General features: G+C 73.8%; 9 protein-coding genes. 3 read left to right on the top strand and 6 right to left on the bottom strand.

The window, feature by feature from the left end; genetic code table 11:
• Nucleotides 1-123 precede the first annotated feature (123 nt).
• Nucleotides 124-1,344, bottom strand: coding sequence for a threonine--tRNA ligase (gene thrS / locus O0S08_RS18460; protein WP_269040492.1), 1,221 nt, complete (start codon nt 1,342-1,344; stop codon nt 124-126).
• 602 nt (nt 1,345-1,946) lie between these two features.
• Between thrS and O0S08_RS18455 the strand changes: the two genes are divergently transcribed.
• The 3 genes from O0S08_RS18455 to O0S08_RS18445 all read left to right on the top strand — a co-directional run bounded on the left by O0S08_RS18455 (nt 1,947) and on the right by O0S08_RS18445 (nt 5,222).
• Nucleotides 1,947-3,281 (top strand): FAD-dependent oxidoreductase, encoded by a 1,335-nt coding sequence (locus O0S08_RS18455; protein WP_269040491.1) that lies wholly within the window; start codon nt 1,947-1,949, stop codon nt 3,279-3,281.
• Between the two features lie 182 nt (nt 3,282-3,463).
• Nucleotides 3,464-3,907, top strand: coding sequence for a hypothetical protein (locus O0S08_RS18450; protein WP_269040490.1), 444 nt, complete (start codon nt 3,464-3,466; stop codon nt 3,905-3,907).
• 4 nt (nt 3,908-3,911) lie between these two features.
• Entirely contained in the window at nt 3,912-5,222 is a 1,311-nt protein-coding gene (locus O0S08_RS18445; protein ID WP_269040489.1) for a radical SAM/SPASM domain-containing protein, read from the top strand.
• A 393-nt stretch (nt 5,223-5,615) separates the two neighbouring features.
• Here O0S08_RS18445 and O0S08_RS18440 read toward each other — a convergent pair whose 3' ends face one another.
• The 5 genes from O0S08_RS18440 to O0S08_RS18420 all read right to left on the bottom strand — a co-directional run bounded on the left by O0S08_RS18440 (nt 5,616) and on the right by O0S08_RS18420 (nt 11,609).
• On the bottom strand, nt 5,616-6,674 hold the full coding sequence (locus O0S08_RS18440) for a hypothetical protein (RefSeq protein WP_269040488.1): 1,059 nt from the start codon (nt 6,672-6,674) through the stop codon (nt 5,616-5,618).
• A 305-nt stretch (nt 6,675-6,979) separates the two neighbouring features.
• A complete protein-coding gene (locus tag O0S08_RS18435) occupies nt 6,980-8,263 on the bottom strand; it encodes an alpha/beta hydrolase family protein (RefSeq protein ID WP_269040487.1) in 1,284 nt (427 codons plus the stop codon).
• A gap of 9 nt (nt 8,264-8,272) precedes the next feature.
• Nucleotides 8,273-9,109, bottom strand: coding sequence for an alpha/beta fold hydrolase (locus O0S08_RS18430; RefSeq protein ID WP_269040486.1), 837 nt, complete (start codon nt 9,107-9,109; stop codon nt 8,273-8,275).
• A 180-nt stretch (nt 9,110-9,289) separates the two neighbouring features.
• Complete coding sequence (locus O0S08_RS18425) at nt 9,290-10,306, bottom strand: glycine-rich protein (protein ID WP_269040485.1); 1,017 nt, start codon at nt 10,304-10,306, stop codon at nt 9,290-9,292.
• Nucleotides 10,307-10,760: 454 nt separating this feature from the next.
• Nucleotides 10,761-11,609, bottom strand: coding sequence for a glycine-rich protein (locus O0S08_RS18420; RefSeq protein ID WP_269040484.1), 849 nt, complete (start codon nt 11,607-11,609; stop codon nt 10,761-10,763).
• Nucleotides 11,610-12,034 lie beyond the last annotated feature (425 nt).

The raw sequence follows: 12,034 nt of genomic DNA, 5'->3' as shown, positions 1-12,034 counted from the left end.
GCCCGACGAAGGAGGGTGCATCCGCGAGGACTGGGCGCCGGCCCGCGTCCCCGACCGCTGCACGGCGGCCTCGGCAGTTCGCGAACCGCCGATCCCTCCCCCACGCACGAGAACTGCCCCCGCTCATACCGGCGGCGCGCAGTCCCGAGCGATCTGCGCCACCGCCTGCGCCCGCGGCAGCACCTGCTGCACCTCGCGGACGCGCAGCGTCATCGCCTCACTCGCCGCCTCGCGCGCCCCGATGACGACGAACATCGGCACCCCTTGCGCGTGCGCCTCCGCGACCCGGCGCGCCAGCGTCTCGCGGCGGTCGTCGAGCTCCACGCGGACCCCTGCCGCGCGCAGCTCCGCCGCCGCCGACTCCGCCGCAGCCTGCTGCCCCGGAGCGACGGGAGCCACCACCACCTGCACGGGCGCCAGCCAGGCCGGGAGCGCCCCCGCGTGGTGCTCGAGCACGATCGCCAGGAAGCGCTCGAGGCTGCCGTAGATCGCCCGGTGGAGCATCGCCGGGCGGCGGCGCTGGCCGGCCTCGTCGATGTAATGCAGGCCGAAGCGCTCCGGCAGGTTGAAGTCGAGCTGGATCGTCCCGCACTGCCACGAGCGGCCCAGGCGGTCGCGCAGCGAGAACTCGAGCTTCGGCCCGTAGAACGCGCCCTCGCCCGGCTGCACCACGTACTCGAGCCCCGCCTCGCGGGCCGCCGCCGCCAGTTGGGCCTCCGCGCGGTCCCACAGCGAATCGTCGCCCACCCGCTCCGGCGGACGCGTCGACAGTCCCACCGCGAACTCCTCGAAGCCGAAGCCCGCGTAGAACTCGCGGGCCCCCCGGCAGAATCGCACGATCTCGGCCGCGATCTGGTCCTCCGCGCAGAACACGTGGCCGTCGTCCTGCGTGAATTGACGCAGTCGGAACAGCCCGTGCAGCGTCCCGCTCGGCTCGTCGCGGTGGCACAGCCCGAACTCGCACAGGCGCAGCGGCAGGTCGCGGTACGACAGCGCGCTGCGCTGGGCGATCTGGATGTGGCCTGGGCAGCTGACCGGCTTCAGCGCCGCCCCGCAGCCCTCGTCGGCGACTGCGAACATTCCCTGGCGGAAATGCTGCCAGTGGCCGCTCTTCTCCCAGATCGGCTGTCTCAACAATTGCGGCGTACGGACCTCGCGATAGCCGTCGGCGCTGGCGCGGCGGCGGGCCGCGTCCTCGAGCGCGCGGGCGAGGATCAGGCCGCGGGGGTGCCAGAACACCATCGCCGGCGCCTCTTCCTGCAGATGGAACAGGCCGAGGCGGGGGCCGAGGGCGCGGTGGTCGTGGGCGTCGAGGACGGAATTGGGGCTGATGTCGTGGCTCATGGCGGCGGTCTCCGGGGTGGAAAGGGCCGGCCGGACGGAGCGACGCCACCATGCGCGCAAAAGCCCCGCCGGCTCGGGCGGGGCTTCGCAGGGCGTGTGTACGAGACTCTCAGCGCACGCGCACGCGACCGACCCCACCCGGAAGGGTGGTGGTAGTGGTCGCGGTGGTGGCGCGCCGGAGCATCGATTTGGGGATACACGCGGCCCCGCACCCGGTCAAGGCGAAAGTTCGTGCGGAAGCTCGTATGCATCGACCCGCGAATCGCAGCACCGCCGACACCTGCGATTGCGAGCACTCCGCCTTCCGCACCGCTTGCCCGCTCGAGCGGCGAGTCGGCCGCCGCGTGCAGTCGATCACCGTCGCTACTACCGACCTGTCTCTTCAGACATCCTCCATCGCCGCCGGCGAAGCCGCTCCCCGCGACGACCGTCCACAACCTGTCTCTTCAGCCAGCCCGCCTCGGCCCGCGTACGCGACCTCCGGACCTGAACCTCCTGGTCGGCGAGCTCGCCGACCTCGCCGACCCGGTGCGGGCGATCGCGCGCCCCCCCTGCAAGCGGGCCCGCTTCCGGCCGTGGCCGCGCTGTCGTATCACTGCGCCATGCCCACATCAGGCTCCGCGCCGGCCCGTCGCCGCGCGATCGTGGTCGGCGGCGGCATCGCCGGTCTCCTCGCGGCTCGCGTGCTCACGCGTCACTTCGAGCGCGTCACCCTCCTCGATCGCGACGCCTTGCCGGCCGGCCCGGACCCGCGCGCCGGCGCCCCGCAGAGCCACCACGTCCACGTCCTGCTGACGCGCGGCTGGCAGATCCTGAGCGACCAGTTCCCCGCCCTCGGCGACGCGCTGACGGCCGCGGGCGCCCACGAGATCGACTGGCTGGACGACGTCGCCTGGCACACCCCCTTCGGTCAGGCGCCGCGGGTGCCCTCGCCGCTGCGCTCGCGCGCCTGCACCCGCGGCCTGCTCGAGTACCACGCGCGCGCTGCCCTGCTCGCCGACGGCCGCGTCCAGGTGTGCTCGGGCCTCGAGGTCACCGGCCTTCAGGCGGCGGGCGACCGGATCGTCGGCGTCCAGGTCCATCGCCGCAGCGGCGCCCCCGAGCTCGCGCCCGACGACCTGCGCGCCGAGCTCGTCGTCGACGCCGGCGGCCGCGCCTCCAAAGCCCCGACCTGGCTGGCCGCGCTCGGCTACCCCGAGCCCGCCGAGACCGTCATCGACGCCCAGCTCGGCTACGCCACCCGCCTCTACGAGCTGCGGGCCCGGCCCGGCTGGAAGGTCCTCTACGTCATGGGCAAGCCGGGCAAGAACCCGCGCGGCGGCGTCGTGTATCCGGTCGAGGGCGGCCGCCACATCGTCACCCTCGTCGGCTACGGCGGCGTCTTCCCGCCGGTCGACGAGGCCGGCTTCCTCGACTTCGCCGGCGCGCTCGAGACCCCGGCCCTGCGCGACGTCCTCGCCGGCGCCGCCCCGTGCACGCCGATCCACGGCTATCGCAAGACCGAGAACCGCCTGCGCCACTACGAGCGGATGCGCCGCTGGCCCGGCGGCTTCGTCGTCCTCGGCGACGCCGCCTGCGCCCTCAACCCCGTCTACGGCCAGGGCATGAGCGTCGCCGCCGTCGCCGCCACCGCCCTCGACACGGCCCTGCGCGAGCGCCCCGGCGAGCCGCTCGGCCTGCGCTTCCAGAAGCGCCTCGCCGCCGGCAACCTGGCCGCCTTCATGACCGCCAGCAGCGACGACCTGCGCTGGCCCGGCACCACCGGCAAGGCCTCGCCTGGCCTCAAGGTCCTGCACCGCCTCGTCGACCGGATCTTCGCCGCCGCCACCCGCTCGCCCGAGATCCACCTCCGCCTCGTCGAGGTGCTGCACCTGATGCGCCCGAGCCGCGCGCTGTTCCACCCGAGCGTGCTACGCCGGGCCCTGCTGGCGCGCTGAGCCTTTCGCTGCTCATTAAGACATGCCCGATAGGACATGTCTTAAAAAACCTACCTCTTGAGTCTTGTCTACAAAGACATGTCCAAAGAGATACCCACGAACTGCGCTTCACCGGCGGCCCGGCGTCCGGGCGCGGACATGCCCCGCCCCGCCCCGCGCAGGTTCTGCTAGCGTGGGCCGGTATGCCGCAACTCATCGACTGTCCCGCGTGTGCGCGCGCCCTCCGACGCGAGGAGACCGCCTGTCCGTTCTGCGGCGCCGAGCAGCGGCGCATCGAGGGCCCGAGGTTCATCGTGTTCGGCGTATGGCTCGGGCTGATGACCGCCAGCTGCGGCGAAAAGTCCGGCCCCGACACCGAGACGACATCGACCTCGACCTCGACGACGACCTCGACCTCGACGCCGACCTCGACCTCGACCTCGACCGACCCGACCACCGCCGTGACCGAGGGCAACACCACGACCACGAGCACGACGACCACGAGCACCACCGACGGCAGCGCCTCCGACTCGATGGACTCGTTCAACGTCACCACCGCCTACGCCGCCGCGCTCGACGGCGAGTCCGCCGGCGCGCCGCCGGCCGTGACCGAGAGCGACACCGACGACACCGGCGAGCCCGAGTAGCGCGATGAAGCTCGCCGACGCCCGTCGCCGCCTGCCCGTCGTCACCGCCCTGCCGCCGGCCGCCGATCGCTACGGCCGCCCCGGCGCGGCGAAGGGTCGCCCGACCTGGGCGATCTGGGAGCTCACCCTCGCCTGCGATCAGAAGTGCATCCACTGCGGGCCGCGGGCCGGGCACCGCCGCCCGCACGAGCTCGACACCGACGAGGCCCTGCGCGTCGTCGCCGAGCTCAAGGAGCTCGGCTGCGGCGAGGTCGTGCTGATCGGCGGCGAGGCCTACCTGCGCAACGACTTCGTGCTGATCGTGCGGGCCATCCGCGAGGCCGGCATGAAGTGCATGATCACCACCGGCGGCCTCAACCTCGACGACGACCGCCTGTCCGCCATGATCGAGGCCGGCGTGTCGAGCCTCGCCGTCTCGATCGACGGCCTCGAGGCCAGCCACGACTCTCTGCGCGGCGTCCCGGGCAGCTGGCGCGCCGCCTTCTCGGCGCTGCGACGGGCCCGCGCGGCCGGCCTGCCGATCGCCAGCAACTGCCAGATCAATCAACGCACCCGCCACGAGCTGCTCGCCCTGCTCGAGCTGCTGGCCGCCGAGGGCATCCGCGCCTGGCAGCTGCAGCTGACGGTCGCCCACGGCAACGCCGCCGACCACCCCGACCTGATCCTTCAGCCGTACATGATCCCCGAGCTGTTCGACACGCTCGCGCAGGTCCTCGACCGCTGTCGCGCGCTCGGCATCAAGTTCTGGCCGGCCAACAGCCTCGGCTACTTCGGCCCGCTCGAGACCCGCCTGCGCGCCGCCCTGCGCACGCACTGGCGCGGCTGCGGCGCGGGCGTCAACACCCTCGGCATCGACAGCGACGGCGGGATCAAGAGCTGTCCGAGCCTCGGCGGTCCGCTCAACGTCGGCGGCAACTGGCGCCAGAGATCGATCCGCGAGATCTGGGACGACTCTTACCAGCTCGGCTACATCCGCGCCCGCACCGTCGACGACCTGTGGGGCTTCTGCCGCGAGTGCTACTACGCCGAGACCTGCATGGCCGGCTGCACCGCCGCCAGCGAGCCGCTGCTCGGCCGCCCCGGCAACAACCCGTTCTGTCACCACCGCGCCGAGACGCTGCAGCGCCAGGGCCTGCGCGAGCGCATCGAGCACGTCGCGCCCGCCAGCGGCCTGCCGTTCGACAACGGCCTGTTCCGCGTCGTCCGCGAGCACATCGACCCCGAGCTGCGCCGCCAGCACGGCCCGGTCGGCGTCGACGAGCCGCGCGTGTCACGGGCCGTCGAGCCGTTCGGCCCCGGCCGGCCGATCGGCTGACCGCCTGTCCTCTGGGACATCTCTGCGCTCGACCCTCGCGCCGGTCGACAGCGGCGGGTCATATCCCGCCGATATGGACAAGAGCATCCCCGAGAAGGCTGCGCATGCTTCGGGGGAAGTCACCGGCCGTCGACCCTCGGCCGGCGAGCAGAACCCCTCCCGGCGGCCCTTTCCCGCTCAACGGGGCCACGCCTCACGACGCCCCGAAAAGCTCCGTCTGTGCCGGTACACCTCCGGCTCCGACGAGCACAGCGCGGCGAAGAACCCGTGGGAGTCGCCCGCCCCTGGCCGCAGCGGTCAAGCGCGGGCTCGCCTCGGGCGCTCCTCGGACCACCCGCCCGTCCTGTCCCGAGGGACAGCCCGACCGCACGACGCGCCCGCGCGGGCCCTCGCTCACGGCCGCACGTCGACCAGCCACGGCCAGCCGAGCGCGCCCTCGCCGGTCGTGAGGATCAACGAGCCGGGCGCTTTCGGCAATGTCCCGAAGACCCTGTCCATCGGGACAGCCAGTCGCGTCGACGTGCGCCCGCTCTCGAGCCCGACCACGTCGATCAGCACCAGCGTCTCGCTCCGATCGACCAGGGTCACCGGCAGCCGGACCGCGACCTCGGGCCCCTTGTCGAGGGCCGCGTTGGCCCACAGCGCCAGCTTCATCCCCGCGAACGGCGTCGTCAGCAAGAAGGCCCCCGCCGCCAGCGCGAACCACCGCAGCGAGTCGGGCGCCCCGCGCAGGACCAGGCCCAGCGGCGCGCACACCAGCAGCCACAGCAGTCCGCCGAGCCCGAGCGCGCCGAACACCGGCCCCCACGCCAGCACCTGCGGCGGGCGCAGCAGGACCGCCAGGCCGAGCGTCAGCAGCCAGGCGAAGGCGATGCCGAAGATGTGGCCGACGGCGCGCCGGCGCACCAGCTCGCCGCGCGTCGGCATGTCCTTCGGGACAGCCATGGCCGCCGCCAGGGCCCGCAGCGACGCCACCAGCTCGTGCGCCGCCGCCGGCTGCTCGAGCTGCGCCGCCGACAGCCGCGCGGTCACCCGTCCCTCGCCCAGCTGGACCTCGCCGGCCGGCCCGCGGACCAGCGCCGCCGCGGCCGCGCGGGCCGCCGGGTCGGCCAGCACCCGGGCCACCAGCGCCTCGGGGGCCTCCGACTCGACGTAGACCGCCGCGTCGAAGGCCGGGTCGCCGAGCTGCAGCTCGCGGCTCAGACCGACCGCCTTGGCGCCGCGCTCGAGCGCCCCCTCGGCCCGCAGGACGATCCGCGGCGTCTCGGCCGCGTCGGCCCGCGCCACCGCGAACACCGCGCCGACGCACGCCCCCTCCTCGAGCTCGGGATACACCTGTACTTCGGGACCTGTCCCCGAGCGCAGCACGAACGGCGCCAGCTCGCTCCGCCCGCCCTGCTCCACCGCCAGGGTCTCGCCGCCGAGCGCCTCCGCGAGCCGTGCGAACTCCATGCCCCGCAGTCTCGCCCGCCCCGCGCCGCTCGACAAGCGCCGCTCGCCGGGCGCCGCTCAGGCGCCGCTCCCAGCCCCCGCTCGTCGGGGGCGAGGCGGGTCCGCGGGCGCCGCCGCACCCCGCCGGGCGTCACCGCGCTGGCCCTGAAGACATGTCCTTGAGGACATAGATCAATCGTTCGACGAGCGCCGCCCTCGTCACCGAAGCGAGTCCGCGGCCGCCCGCGTCCCTCCGTGGGGGCATCTCTTCCATGGCCTCGAGGACATGTCCTCGAGGCCATCTCACCGCGAACGCAGCCCACGGCCTACAGCCGCGTCTCGACCTCGACCACCTCGGGCGGCGTCGCCGTCTGCAAGTAATCCAGCGCCGAGACGTTGCCGCGCAGGTGATGGTCGAAGAACGCGACCGCGTAGGCGGCGACGATCGCCCGCGCCTGCAGCGGCTCGAGGTACACGAACTCGGTGCCATCGCTCTGGCGCGCGCCCGGGCCGCAGCCGGCGTCGAACTGCTCGACCAGGCCGCAGATGTCGGTCGGGCCCCAGTGGCCGGTGTCCTTCATCCGCACCAGGTAGGCCGGCGTCGCCGCGGCGTCGAAGTTCGACTCGATGAGGTTGTTGCCGATCTTCTGGATGCTGTTGTCCTCGACGGCGAGCACGAACAGCTCCGGCTCGACGATCTCGGCCAGCTTGGAGCCGGGGAAGAGCGGGTTCTGGACCGGTGCGGCGATCGGCATCGCGGCCACGATCCGGTCGTCCTCCTGGGCCAGTCGCCCGGCCGTCGCTGCGCCGAAGCTGTGGCCCATCGCGCCGACGCGGGTCGCGTCGATCGCCCCGCGGATGGCCTCCGGGACAGCCGAGTTGCCGGCGTCGAGCACTGCGTCGAGCACCGCGCTCTGGTCGGCCACGCGGACCTGCAAGAACGCCTCGCCGAGCTCCGGCTGCGACTCGTCGAACAGGGTGTTGCCGGCGTGGTCGGGGGCCACGACCACGAACCCGTGGCTGGCCAGGTGCTCGGCGATCGTGAACATCGAGAAGCGCACGCAGCCGTGGCAGTGCGAGAACATCACCAGCGGGTACGGCCCCGTGCCCGCCGACGCGGCGTCGCGCGCCGAGCGGGTCTGCTCGCGCACCCCGACCTGCCCGTGCTCCGACAGCTTGGCCAGCATGCCGACGATCGCGTCGCGGTTCGGGCCCTCGGGCACGAACTCGGCGATCGGGTGCCCGGCGTCGGCGGCCGCCTGCGCCGACGCGTCGGCCGGGTACCACGCCTCCACCAGCAGCGTCCGGTCGCCGGCCACCACCGAGAACGTCGCGTTGCCGACCGGCGCCGCACCGGGCGCGTCGTAGTCCTCCTCGGAGCCGCTGGACGTGCCGGAGGTGGTCGGCGCGAAGGTGTCGCTCTCCGTCGTCCCGGCCCCGGTGGTCGGCGTGTCCGTCCCGCTGGCAGTGCCGCCCGGCGGCTCGTCGAGCGTCGACGATCCCGGCGACGTGTCCGCGGTGTCGGTGCCGCCGCCGACACCGGGGCCGGAGCTCTGGGCGGCGGTGCTGCAGGCGGCGAGGAGGAGACTAAGCGAGGCGAAGCGGCGCATGGCGCCGTTTTACCCGACCTCGCGGCGCCCCGTGAGGTCCTCGCAGAAGCGTTCGACCGCGGCCCCGATCTCCCGGTGGTGCTCGAACAGGCTGGTGTGTGTCCCGTCCGCCAGGCGAACGAGCCGGCTGCCCGGGATCGCGCGATGCAGCGGCACGCCGACCCGGGGCGCCGGCGCGAACACGTCGCGATCGCCGGCCACGATCAGCGTCGGCGCCGCGATCGTCGGCAGCAGATCGGCGGCGCAGTGGCTCTGGGCCGCCAGCGCCATCGCCGCCAGCGTGCCTGGATCGAGCTCGCGCACGAAGTGGTCGATGTACAGCTTCACGTCGGCCGGCGCGGCCGTGGGGCCGATGAGCCCGAGCAGCTGGCCGAGGCGGCGACTGCCCGGCAGGCCGACGATCCTGCGCGCCCCGCGGAACGCCAGCCGAAAGCCCGGCGCCGGCATGCGGGCGATGAGCCCGTGCAGCGCCGGCCCGAACGGACCGAGCGCCGTGTCGAACACTCGCCCCGACGGCCCGAGCAGCAGCACCAGCCCGCGCACTCGCTGCGGCGCCGCGCGATAGATCTCGAGCGCCACCTGGCAGCCCATCGAGAAGCCGACCGGCACCGCGTCGGTCAGCCCCTCGGCGTCGAGGATCTGCAACGCGTCGCGCGCCAGCGCCGGGATCTCCACGCCCGCCGCAGTGCGGGCCGGCTCGCTGCGCCCGTGGCCCTTGAGGTCCCACGTGATCACGGTGAACCGCCGGGCCCAGCGCGGCGCCAGGTGGGTCCAGAAGAACCGCGACGTCGTGATCCCATTGCACAGCAGCAGCGCCGGCCCCTCGCCCTCGCGGCGATAGGCCACGCGGGTGCCATCGGCAGCGAAAATGCTGCGGTCACGAGCGGACATGCGCGCCGGCGAGGATGCCACGACCTCGGCAAAAGAAAACCCGCCGGCCGCGGCAGAGGGGGGAAGGCCGGGCCGGCGGGTCGAGTGGATGTCTTTTCGGTCATGTGCGAACAAACACAGGACCTCGCGCCGCGGTCACCAGCGGATCCGCACCAGCCCGTCGCCCGCGCGCACGCCCGGGAGGCCGCTGGTGGCCGGATCGCTGCCGAGCAGCGACGACCCACCGCCGCCGCCCGCCGCGAAGGCCGAGCCGCCGCCGAACCAGCCGCCCCCGCCCCCCGCCACGTGATAGCGCCCGCCCCCGCCGCCGTCGCCGAACTCACCGGCCTCGGCGGGCGTCGAGCCCACGATCCCGCCAGCGCTCTGCGAGCCACCGCCGGCGGCCTGCCACTCGGGCAGCAGCGCCACGCCGGGGCCGCCGAGCGCCAGGCCGCCGGGGCCGCCCGCGCCGTGATCCGGGCAGCCGCACTGCCCGCCTCCGCCGCCCGCGGCGACGAAGATCCGGTCCTCGAGCGTCGCGCCGCCCTGGCGGACATCGCTGGCACCGCCGCCGCCGCCCGCGAACTCTCCGCCGAGGCCGCCGCCGTTGTAGCCGGCCGCGCCCTCGAGCCCGCCGCGCCCGCCGACGCGGATCTGCAGCGCCTCGCCGGGCACCACGTCGAGCTCCGCGCGCACGTAGGCGCCGAGGCCTCCATCGTCCTGCTCGGGCCCGTCGCAACAGCGCGAGCCGCCGCCCTGCGCGCCCCACAGCTCGACGGTGATCCGCGCCACGCAGTCGGGCACCACGAACGTCTGCGCCGCGCCGCTGAATTCGAACTCGCGCGCGCCTCCGCCGGGCACCACCCGCGTGCGGTCGACGCAGCGTCCGTCGCAGCGGATCTGCCCGACCTCGCACGACCCCTCGCAGTAGCCGCTCGCGCACGTGCCGGCGCACTCGCGACCGCAACCACCGCAGTGACGCGCGTCGAACTGGAGGTCGACGCACTCGGCCGCGCACAGGTCGAGCGCCTCCGCCTCGCACGCCCGCGCCAGCACCTCGTCGGCGTCCGCCTCGGCGCTCGCGTCGGCGAACGTGTTCGGCACCGGCCGCAGCTGGCGCGCGTCGTTGATCTCGTCGCAGCCGCCGACCACGATCGCGAGCATCACCGACATCGTGCACCATCGACCCTCGAGTACCATCGGCGCGGCCTCCCCTGCGACCTGTAGGCATGATGCGCACGAGGCAGGCACGCAAACACGGCTGTGTCCCCTGTCACGAGCGATCGCGACGCGATCGCATCGCATGTCCTTCGAGACATGTCCGAAAGACATCCTCTTGCGCGCCGCGCCCCGCACTCGCGAACGTGGCGACCGCCCGTGCGCCGGTCAATTCCGCTGCCCGAGCGTGTACGGCCACCCGGCCGCGCGACGATTCCGTCGCCGCGATCACGACTGCCCCCATTCACCTCCGCTCGCACGCGCGGTCCGATCATTGCCGTCTCGCGGCCCATCGTCGCAACGACGCTCCAGCCGCATCACGTCACCGTCGTCGCCTCGCGGTCATCCCCGAAGGGGCGAAGGGACGCCGCGGCGCAGCGAGCCCGGGCCGCGACGACCAGCCCATTCGTCACCAGTAGATCTGCACCGCCCCGTCTCCGCTGTGGACGCCGGCCTCGAACTCCACCCCGCTGGCGGTGACGCCGACGTGCGACGAACCGCCGCCTCCGCCCGCGCCGAACGACCCGCCGCCGCCGTACCAGCCGCCGCCGCCTCCGGCCACGTGGTAGCGCGCCGACCCGCCGCCGAGGCCGAACACGCCCGGCTGACCGGGCGGTGAGCCGGCCGCGCCTCCCGCGTGCTGCTGGCCGCCGCCGCCCGCGTTCCACAGCTCGTCGCCGACCACCCCGTCCTCGCCGATCACGCCGCCGCCGTGGCCACCTCCGCCGTGATCGGGGAAGCCGCACGAGCCGCCGCCCCCGCCGCCGACCACCAGCGCGCGATCGATCAGGCTCGCGCCGTCGATCCGGATGTCCGCTCCACCGCCGCCGCCGCCCCCCCACACGCCGCCGCGCCCGCCTCCGTTCCAGCCCGGAGCGCCGTCGATGCCCCCGCGCCCGCCCACCACCACCACCAGGATCTGGCCCGGAGTGACCGATACGTCGGCGCGCAACCAGCCGCCGCGTCCCCCGTCCTCCTGCACGTCGGGCAGGCCGTGGACCTCGTCGATGCCGCAGCGACTGGGACCGCCCTGCGCGCCCCACAGCTCGACCGTCAACGTCGTCACGCAGTCAGGCACCACGAACACCTGCGGGGCGCGCGTGAACGCGAACCCGCGCCCTCCCGGCCCCGCGCACGCCGGCGTGGCGTCGAGCACCATCCCGTCGAGCCCGGCCACCTCCGGCGCGTGACAACCGAGCAGCGCCACGAGCGCCACGGCCCCGCGGCCGCGTCGAGTGTGAGTGTCGTTCCCCTGCATCTCGCCCCCTTCTCCACAGATGCGCGGCGCCGTCCGCGACGCAAACGGCGGCCGTGCTGCGCGTCACGGGCGGTTCAAACATGTCCTCAAGGACATACCCATTCAAGCATTCCTGCCCTCCGGGCGGACCGCGTTCTTGAATGCCTATAAAGACATGTCCTGAAGGACACTAACAAATTCCATCGCGCCGACCCGAGAGCAGCGCCGGCGATCGCGGGCTCGGCCGAGCTCGCCGCGCCGAAAGCCCCTCTCCCGCGCTCATCGCATGAGCTTCAAGACATATCGCCCAGGTCACCCCGCGATCGCCGCTCCGGGAGCCGCACCGGCGATCGCGGGCTCAGCCGAGCTCGCCGCGCAACGCCGAACGCCCTCCCCACGCTCATCGCATGACCTTCAGGACATGTCCTCAAGACCCGACGCGACCC

It is taken from the genome of Nannocystis punicea, from assembly GCF_026965555.1.
GTDB lineage: Bacteria > Myxococcota_A > Polyangia > Nannocystales > Nannocystaceae > Nannocystis > Nannocystis punicea.
Note: the sequence above shows the minus strand (reverse complement) of the source record. Positions and strands in the feature narration are given on the sequence as shown.